Here is a 21,053-nt window from a genome sequence, read left to right as displayed (position 1 = left end):
TTTAGTTTTGGCCCACTAAAAAATGGAACACATGAAAAATATTCTTTGGATAGCATTGTTTTTAACAAGCCTCAGCTCATTTGCACAGTCCAATACAGATTTAGAAGACCATTATAGGGCATTTTATAATGAAATGCGTTTACAGGGAGATGTAAATGGGATAATCAATGCCTTAACACATCTAAATGTTCTGGCTCCCTCCAAAGAGCGAAAGGATACACTTGCCTATGTGTACATGAACAACAATCAACACTTGCAAGCTTTGAATACCATTGGTATTGAAAAGAAAACGGATGACTCCGACCTAGCCGTTCAAGTGAAAGCAGTTTCACTGAAGGCTCTCAATCAACCCAAAAGGGCTTTGGAGCATTTCGAATTGTTGTTTACACGAACTCCTTCCGCGTACTTAGCTTATGAAATCGCCGATTTAAAAATTCAGGTTGGTGATAATGATGGTGCCACTACCAATATTGATTATGGGTTATCGAATTCTACAGATGAGATGAAATACGCCTTTTATGAGCGTCAACAACCGTATGAAGTTTCATTAAAAGCGGCCTTTTACCACCTGCAGGGATTGGTTGCATACAACAAGGACAAAAACAATATTGATACCGCTATTGCATCGATTGATGAAGCCTTAAAAATTGAACCCAATTTTAACTTGGCCAGTTTGAGCAAGCAAGCCTTGGTTGCAAGAAAAGAGAAGGCTGCCGAAGGTGAACAGAATTAGTTTTGTTTTTGCTCCCTGAACTGTTGCAATAAGATATTGTCCTTCTTTTCTTTAAGCCTTATCAATTCAGTAACATTTTCATTCGGAACAGCTATTGAAAGTACATAATGGGCAATTTTCCATTGCCCATTTTCTTTTTTAACAACCCCAGAACCTCTACATAACTTCATTTGGGTGTCCAACAGCTCGTCAAACCAAGCAATTTTTCCTGAGTCTCCAACGTAGATATTTCGTTCTACCGCAGTAAAGCTCCATGCCTTTCCTCTATCAAAATAAGGTTTGGAAAAAGCGCGAAAGTCTTTATTCTGCCAGTTTTCGGTAGCATCTGTTCCTATAAAAACCCCTTCTTCAGTCATTTTGGAAAAATACCCCTCAAAATCGGCATCGGCCGCAGCTTTATGCCAAGCATCTAAAAGGGTGCTAATCGCAGTTTTTTCTGTATCCTGTCCAACTCCCAAAAAAGGAACTGTCAATACAAGTATTAATATCAATTTACTCTTCTTCATCTAGTATTAGTTTTGTGTCAAGTTGGCTACTGAGTATGCTGTTGAACTGTTGTCGAATTATGTTGTAAGCTTCAAGCAATTCTATAGTGGTTTCTGTGGTACCTGATTTGTTCAAAACATTTGCCTTGACTTTTAAAAGTAATGTCCTAAAGACCCTCTGCCTACTTTTTATTTGAAATGAATCAAAAGGTTCGGGATAAGTACTGGCCGAAAGCTCTTTTTCCTTTTCCAACAAATCGTCAATAGCCAAACTAAGGTCTTCATTATTGGTAGATTTGTACAAGACATCAACACTACTGTTAAATGCCATAAACTCTGGCCATTCATTCAAGATAGTGGCTGCCTCAGCGCTTACCTCCAATTTCTTGGGCAATTTTTGATACTCAAATTCTTGTATTTCCTTTTGTGAATCCACTTCTGGAGTTTGCCTTTCCTTACAGCCCAGTATAACCAATAAAACAATTATTGCTTTCATTTTTTGCATAGGCGAATCTACAAATTTTAAGAAAGGCTATCTTTACGCAATAACACAAATAATTTCTTTTTTCAATGCAAAAATCAACCCTAATCCTAGGAGCATGTGGCCAAATTGGTACGGAACTTACTATGGAACTTCGTGCAAAATATGGAGCAGACAACATTGTGGCCAGCGATATTAGGGAAGGTAGCGAATCCTTAATGTCCAAAGGGCCTTTTGAACTATTGGATGCTACCAATTATGAAGCGATTGAGGATGTAATCATGCATTATGAAATAGAAGAAGTATACCTAATGGCTGCCATGCTCAGTGCTACAGCAGAAAAGTTTCCCATGAGGGCATGGAATCTGAATATGAATTCTTTGTTCAATGTCCTCAATCTAGCTAAGGAAGGGAAAATTAATAAAATCTTTTGGCCCTCTAGCATAGCAGTTTTCGGGCCAAACACCCCAAAGCAAAACACGCCTCAAAACACCATAATGGAACCTAGTACCGTATATGGGATAAGCAAGCAGTCTGGAGAAAGATGGTGCGAGTATTATCACAAAAAGTTCGGGGTGGATGTGAGAAGTCTTCGTTATCCAGGACTAATTAGCTGGAAGACCATGCCTGGAGGTGGAACTACCGACTATGCCGTTGACATTTACCATGAAGCTTTGAATACAGGAAAATATCAATGTTTTCTTTCTGAAGATACCCAACTTCCCATGATGTATATGGAAGATGCTATTAGAGCAACTATAACAATCATGGAAAGTGATTCCGATGCTTTGTCTGTACGCTCATCATATAATTTGGGAAGTATGAGTTTTACTCCGCAGCAAATTGCTCAAAGCATCAAAAAAAACATACCGGAATTTGAAATTAGTTATCTTCCAGATTTCAGGCAACAAATCGCGGATTCATGGCCTAGTAGTATTGATGATAGCTCAGCAAGAAAGGATTGGGGGTGGCAACCGGATTTTGATTTGGCAGCCACTACCAAGGCAATGTTGGAAAATCTTAGCTTGAAAACTCGATAAATCTAGTGGGTTTCCAAGAAAAATCAGCTAATATCAATATCGGATTTTCCCCCTGTTTTTTTTAGCAGTTTAATATGGTGAATCTCAACTCCTTTATCAATCGGCTTTAACATATCGTACATGTTGAGTGCCACCACACTCGCCCCGTGCATAGCTTCAACCTCAACTCCCGTTTTATAAAAAGTTTTTACGGTTACCAAAACCTGAATCTCCAAATGTTCGACTTGAAACTCAATACTGCAAAACTCTACGGGAAGCGGATGGCAATCGGGAAGTAAATCTGCTGTTTTCTTTACTCCTAAAAAACCTGCCGCTCTACTCATAGAAAAGACATCACCCTTAGGAACTGAACCAGATTTTATGGCGTTAATGGTATTCTGGGAACTTACCTTTACAATAGCCTGTGCAATAGCAGTACGGTGCGTAGATTTTTTTTCTGTAATATCAACCATGATTCTATGTATTCACTTTCCATTGATAGGAATCATCTTCAAAGAGCTCCTTGCCAAAAACCGGGACCTCAGCTTTTATTTCTTCAACCGCATATTGTAGGGCATCAAAAGCGGTTTTCCTATGCGGAGAGGAAACAAAAACAAACAGACAAATCTCGCCTACCCTCACTTTACCAATACTATGATACATGTGAATGCAGTTGATTTCAAACTTTTCAAAAGTAGATTCCTTTATTTCATTGAACTTAAGATTGGCCATTTCTTCATAGGCAGTGTACTCAATAGCTGCCACTGTTTTACCGTCAATAAGATCAGCCCGTACTTGTCCCAAGAAAATGTCATGGGCCCCAATCTGTGTTTTTAACTGCTGTTTGGCAATGGAATCAGCAATGAAACTTGGAGGTATAGCTCCTTGTCTAAAAACCTGTTTTACTTTCTTCTCCATAGAAAAGCTTTTTGCTAAGGTAGGAAACAAAATACTCTCCTCATACCCTGTTTTAAAGGTTCATTTGGAAAGAAATTCAAGTTTTACAATGGATAAGAATGAATTAGCCTTTTAATAGATGTTGATGCTACATTTCTATTGGTTTATGCATCAAAACAACTAGCATATGGGTATTGTTCGTACGTATCTTTGAGAAAAAATTGTTCCCAATGCGATATTCTATGCTATTTTTCGTTTTTCTGTTTTTCTTATTTTCCTGTGGCTCTGATTCGGGAAGCATCACTATTGTACCTAACGAGAATCCTGTACAGGAACAACCAACTGAACCCAATCCAGGTGATGAAAGCGGTGCTCCGAGTGAATTTGACGATGGCACTATGAGAAATCTTTCTTCGGCAGACATTGTATCCGAAATGAAAACGGGTTGGAATCTTGGGAACAGCTTGGATGCAGAAGGACCCGACGAAACATTCTGGGGTAATCCGGCAACCACCAAGGCTATGATTGATGAAGTAGCTGCGCGAGGGTTCAATACCTTGCGGGTTCCTGTAACATGGCGTTTTCACCAAGGACCTGCTCCCGACTATATCGTTGAAGATAGTTGGTTGGACAGAGTAGAAGAAGTAGTGAACTACGGTAGGGCTAACGATATGTATGTGATTGTTAATGTACATCATGATGACCCTTGGATAATACCTACCTATGCCCAAGCCGATGAAGTGAAAGACCGACTTTCCAAGCTATGGACCCAAATTGCGGAGCGATTCAAAAACTATAGCGACTTTCTCATTTTTGAAACCTTAAACGAACCTAGACACGAAAACACTCCTGAAGAATGGTCTGGCGGAACTGCAGAAGGAAGAGACGTAGTCAATCAATATCATCAGGTGAGTTTAGATGCTATTAGAGCCACAGGAGGCAACAATAGCCTAAGGCAAATCATGATTTCCACCTATGCCGCAAGCACACTTCCTTTGACGATGGATGCATTAATTATCCCGAATGATGACCCAAGAACTATAATATCACTACATTCTTATTTTCCATTCCCATTCACGTTGGAAGGGACCGACACGACATGGGGGACCGATGATGACAAGGCGCAACTTGAGGCCGAGATGGACCGTATAAAAGCTAAGTTCACTGATAATGGTAAAGCCGTAGTATTGGGAGAATGGGCTTCTGGAAACCAAGAAAACCTTGATGATCGTATCGCACATGCCACATTTTACGCCCAGGCGGCGGCAGAAAGAGGTTTTGCAAGTGTTTGGTGGGACAACGGAAATAGTGGAGTCTCCAACGATGGCCTTGCTATTTTCAGCAGACAGACACTGACCTGGCCCTTTGGAAACATAGCTGATATTATTGTCGAAGCAAACGATTAAAAATTGTTACCTCACAATGTAATCTTGTTTTTTATAACAATGAATTCCAAGAAATCTTTGTTCTTGGCAACTAGAATGTAAGATTTCCCGTTTATAGTGATCATGGCCAAATCTTTAACATCTCCATCCATATAGAGCCCAGTTTTTTGGGGACCCATTGCTTCAAAGCTCAATTCTGGACTTCCTTTAAGAAAGAGTCCGTGACCTGCGTCTGCCCTTGGCGTTTCCACCTCTGATGCATATAAATTCCCCCCTAGGACAATGTCTTTTGTTCCATCCAAATCAAAATCTGAAACCAAAATCTGATTCGTAGGTGCAACTTGAGCCTTTAAGGGCAAATCTCTTCGGACAAACGTATCGCCTTCATTTATAAAAATGCTGCTTTTGAATGAACCTATTTGGTAGTGAATGCTGTTCTTCAATTTCTTTTCATCATACACATCAACCAAAGTTGCCTTTGAGAAAGCGTCGTAGTTTTTGAACTTTTCCTTTATGGATGGTATTTGCTGCGAAGAGCATTCCCTTCCCCGGACAGGATATTGCTCTCCCTCATTGTAATAGCTCAAAACAATATCATTGGTGCGATTTCCATCAAAATCATTAAGGAAAATATCAAAGGTTTCTTCTCCTGATGCTTTATACTTATAATTCTCTCCCAAATTGCCCGCGATAAGGTCTAAATCCCCGTCATTGTCAATATCATCTGCCTTTAGGCTAAACCACCAACCTCTTGTATCTTCCAATCCCAGTTCTTTAGAGACTTCCTTGAATCCCTTTCCCGCTTGATTTTTAAAAATCCGCAACTTCATCCATTCACCCGCAATAGCAAGATCCATCCAACCATCTCCATCATAATCTAACCATTGAGCAGAAGTTACAAGACCTATCTGATTCAAAATTGGAAGAAGGGTCTGCGAAGCATTGATAAATTTAGGAGAGCCTGCCGTACTTCTATTTTCGAGGATGTAGCTTGTTGCCGGATAAGGATAGTTTCCAGGTATAAGTCTACCACCTACAAAGAGGTCTTTATCTCCGTCTTTATCAAAATCACAGGCATAGACTCTACTCCCACTTTCAAGTATAGTAGGAAGCGTATTTACACTTTTTTCGAACTGCCCGTTACCTTGATTTATGTATAGCCTATCCTGTAGCATTGGTGAATTTGGTCTAAACTCATTACCTCCACTTACTATGTAAAGATCATTATCTCCATCGTTATCGGCATCGAAGATGAGCGCCCCAATATCCTCATGCATTCTATCTTGTAATAAGATTTTCAGTTTTTGTTGTTCAAAAGAACCATCCTCTTTTTGGAAGAACATGCCTCCAGGATACTTTGATGCGGCCCCCACATAGAAGTCGTCCAAACCATCCCCATTCAAATCTCCAACGGCCAACCCTGGGCCAAACTGAGACGTCTTATGCGGAAGTAAAATCTCATTTTTAAAGTCATCAAATGTATTCTCTTTGTGCTTGTACAACGCCAAGGTATCCGAAAAGCTTTTGAAAAATTGGTTGGCTACTTCCCGTTTTTGGGTATGCGGTTTTGCATTCTTAAAATCCAGAGTCAAGCTTTTGTTGACCTCTATTCCCGTTAGTTTCTGCATCTTTTGGTCGGGCCAAATGACTATAAGGCTATCGATGATATCATCTTCACCCAAACCAAAATGTAACCTAGGTGCTACGGAAGATTGAAAACCTCTACTCAAAGTTACTTCTTGAACCTGATGTGTGGTTTTGTGAAACAAATGGACCTTAGTCCCCAGACCTTGGCTGTTCTTTGGGTTGCCTTTAAAGCCCAGAGTAATGTGGTTGTTTAAATCGGAGCTATGATTCTCAAAAATGGAGACAACCTTATCAATGTTATTGGTCATTAATTCCAAGTCCCCATCATTATCCAAATCAGCATAAACAGCACCGTTTGAAAAGCCTTTATCTTCTATACCCCATGCCTTATTGTTCTTTGAAAAAGTAAGGTCTCCGTTATTCTTAAAGATGAAGTTATCAATAGGCTCCGAAGGAATTCGAAGACTTTTTACCAATAAGCTATCCTCATGTTTTTTCTCGCCTTTTAGACTTTCAAAGTAGTCTTTATTGTTAATTTCCCTACGAGTCCCGTTTGAAACAAACAAATCCTTGAGGCCGTCATTATCAAAATCCGCCAACAAGGGGGCCCAGCTCCAATCCGTGGAAGATATTCCTGCCAATCTAGAAATGTCCTTAAATTTTGGGATACCTTGATGACGATACCCCGTATTTAGTTGTAGCGCGTTCTGCATATACTGATACTGAAAACCTACTCTTTCTATGTTGGCAAAAAGCTCGGGGTTCATGCTGGCCATGTTCGCTTTTGACCTTCGATTTGAAGCAGCGTCCATATCCATTTGAACAATGTCCATAAAACCATCATTGTTAAAATCGGCAATATCTGCTCCCATACCATAGAACGAGGTGTGGGAAGTCGCATTCTTGATTTCATTCTTGAATGTCCCATCCTTTTGATTAATATATAGGCAATCCGGGGTGCTAAAATCGTTGGAAACATATAGGTCTGTCCATCCATCCTCATTTAAATCGGAGGCTGTGACACTTAAAGAAAGACTATATAGTTTTACTCCAGATGTCTCAGTAATCTTAGTGAATCGGTCCCCATCATTTCTATAGAGATTATCGGTTTCTAAATCCGTCACACGATCCATCCGCATCTTGTAGTTATAACTATTGTATTCAAATGGTGTTATGGGATAGTTGGCTACGTATACATCGAGGTCGCCATCATTATCAAAATCAAAAAAAGTTGCATCAACACTATTACCGGCATCGTTAAGTCCATATAGGGCGGCTCGTTCTTCAAAAGTATTGTCTCCCTTATTGATAAAGAGTTGGTTTTGTTTGTTTCCCGATTGACCGGCCACCAAACAATAAATATCCATTAATCCATCACCATTCACATCGGCCATGGTAGTACCGGTATACCACCTTTTATCGCCATCCAAACCGGCACTGACGGTAATATCCTCGAACTGTAAATTCCCTTTGTTCAGATACAACTTATTGGAAACCATGTTCCCGGTAAAAAAGAGGTCCGTTAAGCCGTCATTGTTTATGTCTCCTGCAGATATTCCGCCTCCCATATAGATGTAGGGATAGGTAAAGTAGTTCAAAGTGTCGTTTTCTTCCAACCTATTTTCAAATGTGATTCCAGATTCATTTGGAGCGAGTTTGGAAAAAATCACTTTTTCCGATTTCTCAACGTCATTTTCTGTAATCTCTTTTTTTTGGGAATTATATTTACATCCGATACAAACCAAAAGAAACATTACTACAAGATTTCTCCACATACTTTTATATTTTACCCAACATTCAACTACTTCTTTTGCCTTAAATTATTAAAAAAGCAAATGAGCGAAAAATAGAATTCTCGCTCATTAGAACCAAACTTAACTAACTCAATGCCTAGTATCCTGGGTTTTGATCTCCAGGCCCGATGGCAGTGTTACTATCAATCTCATTTTGAGGTATGGGCATGACCCTATGCACATTGGGGTCATAGTTCCGAACAACTCGAAGCGAGGGGTCGGGATTATTAAAGTTGGCATCTGGGAAAATAGAAAGCTCTTGATCGTCCAAATTCCATCTAACCAAATCATCAAAACGTTGCTGTTCACCACTCAACTCCACAAATCTTTCGTGCACAATGGCATTAAATATCTGTTCCGAAGTATTCACAGGAAAACCTCTGGCATCCATGGTAGCAGTCCCATATTGTGGCATTCCTGCTCTATCCCGTATCTGGTTTAAAAAATCTATGGCCGCTTGATTGTTGCCCAGATTCATCTCAACTTCGGCCTGCATTAAAACAACATCGGCATAGCGCATTATCCGAACATTGACTCCGCTGTTTTCAGAAACGTCCTGCTCATCATATAGTTGAGAAAACTTGTACCAAACAGGTCCTCCTACACATCCTGGACAAGGGAATTGGAATGAATCTCCGGGACCATACGTGTTATCAGCATCAACGAGAATGGCTTGGTCCAATCTAGGGTCATCATCTTCGTATTCTGCAATCACTTTGGTTGAAGGTCTCGCGTTGGCCCATCCTGTGTAATCTTGAGAGCGAAAAGTTACCTCTGAGGTTCCAATACCTGTTTGTGCCCAACGTTCCTGCTCCGTTCCAACTTCTCCATTGTAGCCTACTTCAAACATGGATTCATCATTATGCTCACCAGACTCACTAAAATTGTCCCTATAATTCTCCATAGGAAGCAAAGAATGGTTCGTAACATTGTTGAATGCCTGCTGGGCCTCAGAATACCTTTGTCTATGTAGATATATTTTTCCCAAAAGAGCATATGCCGCTTCTCTTGTTACTCTTCCTACCTCAGTAGTTCCTTTAGGAAAGGTCAATTGAGTGGACAATATCAAATCTTCTATCATTTGCTCATATACTGCATCTGCTGTTGCTCTGGGCTCATCATCCAAAGCGGTTTCCAATTCTAGTTTTAAGGGCACCCCACCAAAACGTTTGACCAAATGGTAATAATACAAAGCCCTTAAAAAATAAGCTTGGCCCAAAGCATTGTCAATATCAGTTTGTGTAAAATCTGATGTCTCCGCATTGGTTCGCATTCTTTCTTCATTTCCTATTACAAAATTACAGGCCCCTATCCCATTAAAACATGCCGTCCAGTATTGGGCAATGTTGTCAAGAGTAGCATTGAATTCAAATCTATTAAAGGGTGCAAAATTAGGATCTCCACTAGATACCACCTCATCGGACATTGCATCTGGGAAAATATATCCCGTGCGCTGATAAACAATTTGAAATTGATTATAACTTGCATTAACCGCAGCTTCAACTTGACTCAGTGACTCAAAGAAGATATCCGGATTCAAAGCGTTTGTATTTTCTACGGGCACATTTTCATCACATGCCATATGCAAGAGCGCGAAGAGCATCAACATACTCTTCAAAAAATAGTTACTGATTCTTTTCATCTTTCTCACAATTAATTTATTTAAAACTCCACTTGGATTCCACTTAACACCGTGATGGGTCTAGGTTGAGCACTTCGGTCAATACCCAATCCATCAACCAATCCTGCAGCATTGTAAAAGGGTGCAATCTCTGGGTCCAATCCTGTATAATTTGTAAAAGTCAATAGGTTTTGCCCTTGGACATAAAAGCGCAATTTTTTGAGAATCCCATTACCTGATTTGTTAATCAGTTTGCTTGGGAATGTATATCCTACGGTCACGTTTCTTAATCTCAAATATGAAGCATCCTCAATATATCTTGAAGAAATCTCATTATTTAAGTTGGAACCGAACCTAAACCTTGGAATATCGGTGATATCACCTGGGTTCTGCCAACGACGAATTATCCTTGTTCCATAGTTCAGTCCATTATCCAAGCCTTCCAAATAGAAGATATTGCTATTAAAAGCATCTACGCCTTGAACACCATTAAAAAGTACATCAAAGTCCCAACCGTTATACTCGGCTCTAAGGTTTATGGCATACGTAAAGTCGGGGTTGGGATCTCCAATCACATCTCGATCATCCAAGCTTATCTGACCATCTCCATTAAGGTCAAGGAATCTTACATCTCCTGGTTGAATTGGTACTGCCGAATCTGAATTATTAGGTAATTCAGCATCTATTTGCTGTTGAGTGGAAAAGACTCCATCCGCAACCAATCCGAAGAAATGGAAAGGTGCTTCGCCCACGGCTAGCCTGTTCAATGCAGAAGCAAACGGTGGATTCAATCTAGCCCTTTCAATAGGTTCACCCGAAGCTCCCAAGCTCTCTACCACATTTTCGGCACGGGTCAAGTTGGCCCAAAAATTCCATTTGAATTTACCTTTATAATCGTTGTAACCCAAGGTGAACTCAAAGCCTTCCACATCTACAATACCAACATTCCTGATAACTGTAGAGCCTGTCTGGGAGTTCCCTGGTATTCCTGCTGAAGAAGGTAATTCCACTGGTATTAAAAGGTCTTCACTTCGATTTTTAAAGTAATCTACGCTAAATTGAATTTGATCATAGAGGAAAGCCGTGCTCAGACCATAGTTCTGCTTAATTTGGGTTTCCCATCTCAAATCTGGGTTTGCCGCATTGTTTGGACTAATACCTGGAGAGGTTTCATCATTCAAAGAAGTAGGAAGGTTCAAACCTAATGTTGGTAGAAATTGATTTACGGCATTTCCTGTTCTGTTGTTCCCCGTTTCCCCATAACTCGCTCGAAACTTCATACTATTGATTGCTTCCACATTAAACCAAGATTCGCTGGAGATATCCCATCCAACAGCTCCCGAGAAAAACCATTGAGAAGCGTTTTCAGGTGAAAACCTAGAAGAAGTATCACGTCTTCCCGAGGCACTAACAGAATAACGATTGTCGAACTCATATCCAGCCAGGAAGAGGACAGAATTCAAATTTTCTGGGACCGAAAAAGAAGTGGCTCGCGCATTTGGTGAAAAAACTTCAGGTATTTCTGAAGAGACCTCATTATTATCTGAAATAGAAGCTGATTCAAACCGTATTTGAGTTTGTTCTAATACAGCTGAAGCGTTTATGGAATGCTTACCAAAATCCCGGTCAAAGACCAAGGTATTGGTAAAAACGGTTTGTGATAGCGTTTGTCTTACCTTATCAATAAAGTTAATGGGGTTAACAAATCTTCCCCCATCTTCTGCAAAGGCCCTTCTTTCTCTATCTTGTAGCAATAGATTGGCATTTAATCCAAACTGGGAACGAAAGGTTAAACCTTTCGCAATATTAAACTTGGCATACAAACTACCAATAGCCGATGAAAATCGTGTCAGGTTATCTTGAGAATCTTGGATTCTGATTTGGTTTCTAGAATCGTTTAGGTCATCAGAATTTGTGCCTCCAAATAAACCACTTTCTGCCCGCACAGGAACATATGGGGCTTGCCCTATTATATTTTGCAAGGGGTCTCTCCCTCCGTCTTGTTCAGGAGATACGGTCTCATTATAAGACAGGGAAAGCGTTTGACCCAACTCAAGCCAGTCTCCTACGTTGGCATCAGTATTTATATTAAGCGTTGTTCTTGAGAAACCGGTGTCTATAAATACACCATCTTGGTCCAATCTTGAAAAGCCCACATTGAAACGTGCTTTTTCACTACCTCCGTTTACATTGGCACTTATGTTATAAATAGGAGCTTGTCTGAAATATGCTTCTTGCCAATCTGTATCAATTCCATTTCCATCAAAGGTGGGGTCATTGTTCACCCTTCCAACTGGAAAGTCAGGGCCCCCGTTTTGTCCTGCCAATGCGTTTATTTCTCTTAAGAATTGTATGTATTGTTCGGTGTTTAATAAATCATATCTTCTATTGAATTCCTGAATACCTGAAGATACATTTAAGGAAAATGAAGCATTTCCAACCTTACCTTTTTTAGTTGTTATCAAAATTACCCCATTGGTACCTCTAGAACCATAAACCGCCAACGAAGCAGCATCCTTTAGTACATCAATTTTTTCAATACTGGCCAAATCAAGACTGTTGATACTGTTTGTGAACACCCCATCCACTACAAAAAGTGGTGTGCCATCACCAAACGTATTTACCCCGCGTATCTGTACCAAAGTCTGTGACCCAGGTGAGCCTCCATTGGTAATGGTTACCCCGGCAGCTCTTCCTTGTAGTGCTTGGCCAATATCTGTTGTTGGAAATTCGCTCAGCTCTTCTGCATCAACCACTGAAACAGGTGTATTTCTCTGGGTTCCGTAGTTAACGATTACCACTTCATCCAGACTTACCAAATCTTCAAAAAGTTCAACATTTATCTCACTTTGACCTGCATACGTAACTTCTTTCTGTTTAAATCCGATATAGGAGAAGACCAAAACATCTCCTGCATTTACTTTGTCAAGTGTATATTTTCCATCAAAATCAGTTACCACACCAATTTGGGTGCCCTTGATAATGACTGCGGCACCGGGCAGGGGGCTATCGCCAGCAACAACCTTACCGGTAACCACTTGTCCAATTGCCTGACTTGTTATGACTAACAAAAGGACAAGACATAAGTTCTTTAGCTTCATTTGTTTGATTAGTTTAGATTTAATTTCAGACCAAATGGTGACCGCGTTTTTTGTAGGAAAACAATGTGGTTAGGTCCGCTACGTGCAAGTTAATTTTACCTTCAGCTTATGGGCGCTTTATTTGATGCAATAAATATGTCATATGTTGCATTTGCCTAGACCTTAGAAAATGTGAAGTCACAGAGTACTTTAAAACCAGTTTAGTTACTGCATATTTAAAGAGAAAAGGATTAAAACTTTACTTTCCTCTTTTGGGAAGCTCCCCAAATTGTTTTTTATAGCATACTGTGAAATACGAAGCTGAAAGAAAGCCTACCTTGTGTGCAACTTCGCTTACATTGAGATTTTTATCGTTTTGAAATAGAGTTCTAGACCTTTCCAAACGAACCCTTCTGATAAATTCAATAGGAGATAAACCTGTCAAGGATTTGATTTTTCTATACACTTGACTTCGACTCAGACATAAATGGGAAGATAGCTTTTCAACATTTAATGAAGGGTTTTCAATATTATCTTGGACATACCCCACTACCTTCTGTATAAAATCATTGTCCAAATCGGTTTCCTTTTTTGAAATGCTAGGTGCTGGCACATTGGAATATTGGCGCAAAAGACGTTCTTTCTTTAAGAGAAGCTGCTCTAAAACCACTTTGAGTTCCTTTGTATCAAAAGGTTTCACTAGATAGGCATCAGCCCCAGTCTCCATACCTTTTATCCTGTCTTTAGTTAGTTCTTTTGCAGTGAGCATTACTATTGGAATATGACTCAACGAAGGATCATTCTTCACTTTTTCACTGAATTCTATACCATCCATTAGCGGCATGATCACATCGGTAATAATAATATCTGGATGGTGCTCCATGGTTTTTAGCCATCCTTCTTGACCATCAGAAGCCACAATTAAATCGTAATCTTCTTCCAATATGGAGATAAGGTAGTCCTGAAGATCTACATTATCCTCCGTAATGAGCAGCTTTTTCTTGGATTCTTTTTTGGACAAAATATCTTCAATACTATAAACCTCCTGCTTTGATTTGGATGCTTCATCAATAAGGACAGTTTCCTTTTCTTCTTGAGTTCTTGAGTATTTCAAACCCTGAAAGAACTCTTTGCCATAAGGCAATATTATTTTGAAAATGGAACCTTTCCCCAATTCACTATCAATTTCTACAAGACCTTTATGAAGTTCGACGAAACTCTTCACCATTTCAAGACCAACTCCAGTACTTCCGTAATATGACTTGTTCAGTTCACTTATCTGATAGAATCGTTTGAAAATCTTCTTATAGTCTTTTTGATCTATCCCTGGCCCATTGTCCTTTATACTGACCGATATTATGGGAATTGGAGTTTCTTCACTGATCAGAGGTAAAACTCTTTTTTCATCCGAGATAATTCGTACCTGGATTCTACCTTGATTAGGCGTTACCTTGAAGGCATTGGACAACAAATTGAATAAAATCTTTTCCAGCATTCCTCTGTCCGCCCAGACTTGTAAATTCTTGTTTTCATATTTCAAATCAAGGCGAATAGATCTTCTTTTGGATTCCTCATTGAAAAAACTAAGTATGCTCTTGGTATGATCTACAATATTAAACTGACTTATTTTCAATCTGAGTTTATTGGACTGAAGCTTTCTAAAATCCATCAATTCATTGATTAATCGTGAAAGCCGTTCGGCATTTTTGTTTATGATGCTGTGTTTTTGCCGAACTGAAGCGGGGAAGCTGGCATCTCCTGATTCTATTAGCTCCTTTATAGGATTGATTATCAATGTTAAAGGAGTCCTGAACTCATGGGAAATATTAGTGAAAAATTGAAGTTTTTGCTGTTGGAGTTCAACTTTTTGCTTTCTACGCTCACGTTCAAGTCTAAATGTATTTCTCTCATTAACCCGCTTTTTGTAAAGGAACATTATGGAAAGTACAATTAACGAAAGGAGGAGAATATAGAGCATGTAAGCCCAAACAGTCTTCCACCAAGGTGGCATTACCCTAATTTTTAATATTACGGAAGCCTCGTTCCATTTATTATCATTATTTGAAGCTTTAAGCTTAAAGGTATAATCTCCCGAAGCAAGATTGGTATATGTGGCACTGGTCTTGGAATCTACATAGTTCCAAGTTTTTTCAAAACCTTCAAGATAATATGCATATTTATTTTTCTCGGGTCTTGTATAGCTTATAGCCTCATAATCAATGGTCAGTACGTTTTGGTTATGCTTTAGGGTTATCATATCGCTGTCAACGGTTGAGTTCAACGCACTGACTTGGCCATTTTTGTCAATTTTTTTGTTGAAAAGTCTAATATCCTTTAGATATGGTTTGGTCAAGTATGGATTATAGACAATGTTTTGTGGGTTAATAATATTCAACCCTTTTTTTGTGCCAAGATATACTAGGTTATTATTATCCATGACCACCGCTCTTTCAATCAAGAAATTTTCAAGCAATCCATCGAAGGTGGTAAATCGAACAAATTCATTAGTAGCACGATTAATTTTTAGAACGCCCTGCTTACTGCTTAGCCATAGCTCATTTTTAATGGGTTCAAAAATGGCGTTCACATATGTAAGATTATGGTTTTTTAGTTCCATTCGCTCAAAATCTTGCTTGTCTCTTGTGTAGGAGAATAGGCCCCCTCCATTAGTTCCAAACCAAACGGTCCCATCTTGTGTTTCATATATATCCAGAATGCGACTGGAGCTAGGGTGCCCACCAAACTTGGATGAAATCGCATTATTATGGTCTACTGCATCGTAATGGTTTCCTTTGGTTTTTTTAATATGATAAAGCCCGGAAGAAGTTCCTATCCAGATATAACCATAGCTATCATGATGTAATACCTTTACATCTTTTTGGATAATCTGAGAGTTTTCATAAGCATCTCCGCTGGGAACTCTGATCTTTTTGGTCTTCGGATCAAAATAATAAACCCCCTCCAAAAAAGAACCTATCCATATATTTCCTGCTGAATCTTCTGTAAAGCAACGAACCTTATCTGTTTGAAGCACCCCAGAAGTTGTACTTACAGTGAAATTCAAGAATGTTTTTGTGTCTTTATAGAGAAGAAAAACACCTCCTCCCCAGGTAGCAATCCATACATTTCCTTGGCTGTCCACAAAAACATCTTCTATGTATAACCCTTCCCTAAGACCTTTATACTCAGAATCTGCCTTTCCGTAAACAGAACTGATTTTACCAGTCTGAGTGTCCAATATATCAATACCGTTGATTTGTGCTATCCAAATTTTGCCTTCATCGGTTTTGGCCAAAGCTTTTATATCATTAGTCTGTATACTGTTTCCAATATCATCTCTTTGTAACGCACCAAACTTGTTGTGATGTTGGTCAAAAAATCCCATCCCATTCTCATAATATCCTAGCCAGAGTCGATTCTCGTTATCCAATAAGATGGCCCATACAGAGTCTGAAGCAATACTAGTTTTGTCATTGGCATCGTACTGATAGTGCTTGACAATGTTTCCATTCAAATCCAGTATGACCAATCCTTCATTCTCAACGGCAACAAAAACATGTTCCATACCACTTGTTATGGACATTATGGTACTTTGTACAATATCCAGTTTTTCGAATATTGGTCGTGCCTTTTTTAAATCTCCCTTGAGCACTCCGCCCCTAAGCGTTCCGACCCAAAGATTTTCCCTTTTGTCAAGGTGTAATTTTGTTATGTGCTTATCTAAAGCACTAAGATTTAACGGTATTTCCTCAATTTGACCTTTTTCATGATAGCGCTCAAGCTTTAATCCCTGGTTTGTAGCTATGTAAAGATTTCCCTTAGTGGAATACCTTAAATCTAAAACCGAGGTACCGGAAAGCGCATAATTCTTAAGGGCACCTTTTTCTTCATCCACTTCACGTATTCCGTCATAAGTCCCTACTAAAAATCTATCCTCATGCTCTGCAAAAGACAAAATATTAGTATAGTTTGGACTAACTATATCGTCTACGTTGTTGTTAAATCTTTTAAAGGAGTTTGATTGATCATTATACAAACAAAGGCCTGCATCGGTACCTATCCATAACTTTCCATCTGTATCAACATAGAGTGAACTTATGGAGTTGCTGTTTATACTATTGGGGTCTTTAAGGTCGTGAACATAATACGTATAAGAATAACCATTGAATTTATAAAGTCCAGCACCATCAGTACCTATCCAGATAAAACCAAACTTATCCAGTACCATGGCCGTTATGGGACGTTGAAAAATATTCTCTTTTACAGCATTGAATTCTAAAGATTGAAAGTCAATTTGAGATTGCATCTGCATTGTTTTCAGAGAAAAAACAATCAGAACCACCCACCTTAACAGTCTAATAAAATCATTTTTAACGTTCACCATCCACTGTACAATTGAAATTTCAAGAAAGAGCATTTTGGCACCAGTAAAAATAAAATTTGTAGCATTTTAAGTTTCAAATGTTGCATAGGTCCTCTAAACAAATCCCCAATCCCAAACCAAAGGAAGTAAAAAGTTATATTGTCTACATTATATTTTAAACAAACTAACTATGCGACCGGTCATTCTGCGATTATGTATTTTGCTAACAATACCATTTTTCATATTCTCTTGCAACAGAGAGGTAGAATTTGATGCTGTTTTGATGCAAGGCCCTGCGCCAAGTGAAGTTCAGGCCAATATAGCTTTTAACAATGAAGAACCTCCTTTCTCGGTAACAATAAGCCCAACAGCACAAGGCGCTACGGCCTTTGAGGTGCTCTCTGGATTGCCTGGGGTCGAAGCTGTTTTGATTGGCATACAACAATCCGTGACCTTTATTTATCCTGAAGCTGATGAGAACTTTTTTGTTACCGTAAGAGCGATTTCGGCTAATGACATGGTCACCGAACAACAATTCGAAGTAATTCCACCAGCAGATCCGTGCACACAGATTTTTAGTGCGCCAGTAACTTGGGACGATGGAAATGACCCTGCGTTCTCTTTTGGTTTTAACGGAGTTGAACTTGAAGTTATACCAAATCCTGACCCATCTGGTGCAAATCCAGATGTTTCCAATGTGCTTTCTATAACACAAGACGGCGGAGGGAATTTTGATGGATTCGGTGTTCAGATGACCGGCCCAACCAATTTCGCTGCTGATGATAAGGTGGTCAGATTGTTATTCTGGTCAGATACAGAGTTACCTATAAGATTGACAGTGCAACAAGACCCCAACAACGAAACAGAACGTGAAGCAGAAGTGAATTTAATCCATACTGGAACAGGATGGGAAGAACTTCAGTTTGATTTTTCCACTGCTACAGCAGGTTTTACTGGAAACCCTGATGGAGCTCTAGGAGTAGCAGATGGTGCGGATTTTGTCCCCACTGGAGAGTATATTCGCTTTCAAATGTTTATAAGTCCGGGAGATGATGTAGCCGGCACATTCTATTTGGATAACGTGGGAATATGCCCAGATGGTGGAGCAGCTCCGCCAGCAGCACCTGTCGCTCCTGAACCCTGTACACCTCTTTTTGCACCGTTGACCATGGAAAACGGTGAATCCTTTAGCCAATTTAATTTAGCTGGAGACCCTACCATAGTAGCTAATCCAGACTTGTCGGGTGCCAATACCGAAGCTTCAAATGTACTTGAGGTAATTGGCGGAGGTGTTGATTTTCAAGCCCTTCAATATTTCCCTGCAGAGTCTATCGATTTCAGCGGCACAGAACAAACGATAACTATGCTTTTATGGTCACAACAGGCGGTCGATTTCAGGGTAAATGCAACCCAAGGTGTCGCCGATGCTCCTGAAGTTGAGGTAAGCGCTAGTCATGGAGGTACTGGATGGGAAGAACTTACATTCGATTTCAACAATGCAACACTAGCGTTTAATGGTCAGCCAAACCAAGGTGATGCTTTTGTACCTACAGGATTGTATGACGAACTTCAAATTTATATCGCAGTACAAGCCAGTTCTTCTGAAACATTTTATATTGATAATATAACAGGTGGGTGTGAATAATCCGTAAGACGGTACAATTGACAAGCACTTAATAACCTTTAGAATAGACTTAAGGCCATGGCACTCATTTAATGTGTTCCGTGGCCTTATTTATCGCAACGACATTTTTCCAAATAATATAAATGGAAAGACCGCGAGATACATCAAAATTTATATTTAATGCTACATAAAACTTTTGTTGCCATCAATCCTCAAAATACATTTGAATTGTAACAAATTTCAACATTTTTAAAATGAATATCACTCAATGAAAGTGACAAAAGCAAGCTTGATTTACTATTTCTCTACGCTCTTTTATATGAGTGTATGCGTAGCCCAATCTGGAAATGAATTTTTAATCACAGATTTTGATGGAGGAGGTATATTGCCCAATGCATGGCAATCTTATGGAGATTTAGGTCCTTACGGAGTCCAAAACAAAGTAGCCAATAGTGATGGAAAGTACTACGAGCTGATTTGGAATGGTTCCACGACAAAAGGGTATTTGGTCAGTCAATCAGACATTACTTTTAGATTGATTCCAAAGAAAAGACTCAAAGACAAAACTATTGATAACGTCTTTCTCAGAATGGATGTAAACTGTGGAGGAGCTCCAGGCACTGTAATCAATATTGTTTTGGTTGACGGTCCAAACGACTGTTGTAGCGACGATGTGAATTGGCTATATCAATTCACAAAAAATACCTGTGAATGGGAAACCATAGAAATTAATTTAAGTGAGTTTGGCTACGCCTATGACCCTAGCAACCATGAAAAGAGTATTGATATCAACAAGGTGGGCAGGGTTAAAATCGGAATAGATGTTTTTTCCAATACTAAGAGACAGATCGTACAATTTGACAATGTTGCCCTTGTGGTAAAAGAAGAAACGGATAAAAAAAGATATCAGGCTAATACCCATATTGAAGACGGAGTGACTTTAAAGTCTTTAGCAAAGGATTTTAAGGTAGGTGTAGCAGTGAATCCACACCGAATTGAAGACCCTGACTATGGTGAAATTTACAAACGGGAGTTCAATAGTATCACTGCGGAGAATGCCATGAAGATGAAAAGCATACTCAAAGGAATTGATGATGAAGGGAACCTAATCTATGATTGGACACAATCAGATGCTATTTTGAATTTTGCTGAATCCAACAACATTAACATTCATGGACATGCCCTTATTTGGCATAGAAGTATCCCCGATTTTCTAAAAAGCTTTGAAGGAACCAATCAGGAGTTTGAATCAATCATAGAAGAATATATTACAACTGTGGTTTCACGATATAAGGGAAAAGTAGATTCGTGGGATGTGGTTAATGAAGCTATTAATGAGGAAAGTACGGAATTTCGAAAATCTATTTTCTTAGAACGTATGGGGGCCGACTATGTGAAGAAATATTTCCAATACGCAAGAAATGCGGATAAAGATGCAAAGCTATTCTACAATGACTATGGATTGGTTTACGATAATCAAAAGCAGATAGGCACATTTCAAATGATAGATGAGTTGATGGCGGCCAAACTGATTGACGGAGTGGGTTACCAAATGCATATTGATTACGCTTTTCCAAGTAAACGTGCCATTAAGGAGGCAACAGACTTAAGCGTACAACGTAAGCTTTTGGTACATTTTTCAGAATTGGATGTCCGAACCAATCCAAAAGGAGATATTCAAGAATCAACAGAACAAAGACTTCAAGCACAAGGCAAGAAAGTCTACGAAGTTGTAGATGTATTCAATAACATTCCAGAAGCATATAAATACGCCCTAACAGTTTGGGGACTCAAAGATGATGATTCATGGGTAACTCCAGAATACGGCCACCCAGATTGGCCCCTTTTATTTGACAGTTCATTTAAAAAGAAAGAAGCATACAAAGGTTTTGCCCAAGCTTTAAAATAACGATATAGAAAACATCGAATCAAAAAAGAACATAATCGAATATAATTCAAGCATTTCATAACCTTGATTAAAACAA

The 21,053-nt window shown here is 39.2% G+C and carries 13 protein-coding genes; 5 read left to right on the top strand and 8 right to left on the bottom strand.

The genetic code is table 11. From position 1 onward, the window contains the following. The first annotated feature begins 31 nt into the window (after positions 1-31). The gene (locus ACOKFD_RS14295) at positions 32-733 is read left to right on the top strand and encodes a hypothetical protein (RefSeq protein ID WP_422858529.1); all 702 of its coding nucleotides are present in this window, start codon (positions 32-34) and stop codon (positions 731-733) included. Here ACOKFD_RS14295 and ACOKFD_RS14290 read toward each other — a convergent pair. Both ACOKFD_RS14290 and ACOKFD_RS14285 read right to left on the bottom strand, forming a co-directional pair. Next, positions 730-1,239: a nuclear transport factor 2 family protein gene (locus ACOKFD_RS14290; protein ID WP_298995362.1), complete on the bottom strand. Its 510-nt coding sequence runs from the start codon at positions 1,237-1,239 to the stop codon at positions 730-732. The genes ACOKFD_RS14295 and ACOKFD_RS14290 overlap by 4 nt on opposite strands. Continuing rightward, complete coding sequence (locus tag ACOKFD_RS14285; RefSeq protein WP_298995365.1) at positions 1,226-1,714, bottom strand: hypothetical protein; 489 nt, start codon at positions 1,712-1,714, stop codon at positions 1,226-1,228. Before ACOKFD_RS14285 ends, ACOKFD_RS14290 begins: the two co-directional genes overlap by 14 nt. A 74-nt stretch (positions 1,715-1,788) precedes the next feature. On the opposite strand from ACOKFD_RS14285, the gene ACOKFD_RS14280 reads away from it, so the two are divergent. Further along, positions 1,789-2,739, top strand: coding sequence for an NAD-dependent epimerase/dehydratase family protein (locus ACOKFD_RS14280; protein WP_422858528.1), 951 nt, complete (start codon positions 1,789-1,791; stop codon positions 2,737-2,739). 23 nt (positions 2,740-2,762) lie between these two features. Here the strand turns inward: ACOKFD_RS14280 and moaC are convergent, their stop codons facing one another. Beyond that, a complete protein-coding gene (moaC, locus tag ACOKFD_RS14275) occupies positions 2,763-3,191 on the bottom strand; it encodes a cyclic pyranopterin monophosphate synthase MoaC (RefSeq protein ID WP_422858527.1) in 429 nt (142 codons plus the stop codon). Between the two features lie 4 nt (positions 3,192-3,195). After that, entirely contained in the window at positions 3,196-3,636 is a 441-nt protein-coding gene (locus ACOKFD_RS14270; protein ID WP_422858526.1) for a molybdenum cofactor biosynthesis protein MoaE, read from the bottom strand. A 209-nt stretch (positions 3,637-3,845) separates the two neighbouring features. Here ACOKFD_RS14270 and ACOKFD_RS14265 point away from each other — a divergent pair, with 209 nt between their 5' ends. After that, positions 3,846-5,021, top strand: a complete 1,176-nt coding sequence (locus ACOKFD_RS14265) for a glycoside hydrolase family 5 protein (RefSeq protein ID WP_422858525.1) — start codon at positions 3,846-3,848, stop codon at positions 5,019-5,021. 11 nt (positions 5,022-5,032) lie between these two features. On the opposite strand, the gene ACOKFD_RS14260 is transcribed toward ACOKFD_RS14265, so the two are convergent. The 4 genes from ACOKFD_RS14260 to ACOKFD_RS14245 all read right to left on the bottom strand — a co-directional run bounded on the left by ACOKFD_RS14260 (position 5,033) and on the right by ACOKFD_RS14245 (position 17,387). Further along, positions 5,033-8,362, bottom strand: a complete 3,330-nt coding sequence (locus ACOKFD_RS14260; RefSeq protein ID WP_422858524.1) for an FG-GAP-like repeat-containing protein — start codon at positions 8,360-8,362, stop codon at positions 5,033-5,035. 115 nt (positions 8,363-8,477) lie between these two features. Beyond that, a complete protein-coding gene (locus ACOKFD_RS14255; protein ID WP_422858523.1) occupies positions 8,478-10,022 on the bottom strand; it encodes a RagB/SusD family nutrient uptake outer membrane protein in 1,545 nt (514 codons plus the stop codon). Positions 10,023-10,042: 20 nt separating this feature from the next. Continuing rightward, the gene (locus tag ACOKFD_RS14250; RefSeq protein WP_298995385.1) at positions 10,043-13,102 is read right to left on the bottom strand and encodes a SusC/RagA family TonB-linked outer membrane protein; all 3,060 of its coding nucleotides are present in this window, start codon (positions 13,100-13,102) and stop codon (positions 10,043-10,045) included. A gap of 238 nt (positions 13,103-13,340) precedes the next feature. Beyond that, positions 13,341-17,387, bottom strand: coding sequence for a hybrid sensor histidine kinase/response regulator transcription factor (locus ACOKFD_RS14245; protein WP_422858522.1), 4,047 nt, complete (start codon positions 17,385-17,387; stop codon positions 13,341-13,343). 247 nt (positions 17,388-17,634) lie between these two features. Between ACOKFD_RS14245 and ACOKFD_RS14240 the strand changes: the two genes are divergently transcribed. Together ACOKFD_RS14240 and ACOKFD_RS14235 are read left to right on the top strand one after the other, a co-directional pair. After that, on the top strand, positions 17,635-19,089 hold the full coding sequence (locus tag ACOKFD_RS14240; RefSeq protein WP_422858521.1) for a hypothetical protein: 1,455 nt from the start codon (positions 17,635-17,637) through the stop codon (positions 19,087-19,089). A gap of 247 nt (positions 19,090-19,336) precedes the next feature. Continuing rightward, positions 19,337-20,977, top strand: coding sequence for an endo-1,4-beta-xylanase (locus ACOKFD_RS14235; protein ID WP_422858520.1), 1,641 nt, complete (start codon positions 19,337-19,339; stop codon positions 20,975-20,977). Positions 20,978-21,053 lie beyond the last annotated feature (76 nt).

The organism is Flagellimonas ulvae (assembly GCF_049333175.1).
Taxonomy (GTDB): Bacteria; Bacteroidota; Bacteroidia; order Flavobacteriales; family Flavobacteriaceae; genus Flagellimonas.
This window is presented reverse-complemented; position numbering and strand designations above follow the sequence as displayed.

Coding starts and splice junctions, on each gene's coding strand:
- ACOKFD_RS14270 (WP_422858526.1), bottom strand. CDS start 3,636: ATGGAGAAGAAAGTAAAACAGGTTTTTAGACAAGGAGCTATACCTCCA.
- ACOKFD_RS14265 (WP_422858525.1), top strand. CDS start 3,846: ATGCGATATTCTATGCTATTTTTCGTTTTTCTGTTTTTCTTATTTTCC.
- ACOKFD_RS14295 (WP_422858529.1), top strand. CDS start 32: ATGAAAAATATTCTTTGGATAGCATTGTTTTTAACAAGCCTCAGCTCA.
- moaC (WP_422858527.1), bottom strand. CDS start 3,191: ATGGTTGATATTACAGAAAAAAAATCTACGCACCGTACTGCTATTGCA.
- ACOKFD_RS14240 (WP_422858521.1), top strand. CDS start 17,635: ATGCGACCGGTCATTCTGCGATTATGTATTTTGCTAACAATACCATTT.
- ACOKFD_RS14260 (WP_422858524.1), bottom strand. CDS start 8,362: ATGTGGAGAAATCTTGTAGTAATGTTTCTTTTGGTTTGTATCGGATGT.
- ACOKFD_RS14290 (WP_298995362.1), bottom strand. CDS start 1,239: ATGAAGAAGAGTAAATTGATATTAATACTTGTATTGACAGTTCCTTTT.
- ACOKFD_RS14255 (WP_422858523.1), bottom strand. CDS start 10,022: ATGAAAAGAATCAGTAACTATTTTTTGAAGAGTATGTTGATGCTCTTC.
- ACOKFD_RS14245 (WP_422858522.1), bottom strand. CDS start 17,387: ATGCAATCTCAAATTGACTTTCAATCTTTAGAATTCAATGCTGTAAAA.
- ACOKFD_RS14235 (WP_422858520.1), top strand. CDS start 19,337: ATGAAAGTGACAAAAGCAAGCTTGATTTACTATTTCTCTACGCTCTTT.
- ACOKFD_RS14280 (WP_422858528.1), top strand. CDS start 1,789: ATGCAAAAATCAACCCTAATCCTAGGAGCATGTGGCCAAATTGGTACG.
- ACOKFD_RS14250 (WP_298995385.1), bottom strand. CDS start 13,102: ATGAAGCTAAAGAACTTATGTCTTGTCCTTTTGTTAGTCATAACAAGT.
- ACOKFD_RS14285 (WP_298995365.1), bottom strand. CDS start 1,714: ATGAAAGCAATAATTGTTTTATTGGTTATACTGGGCTGTAAGGAAAGG.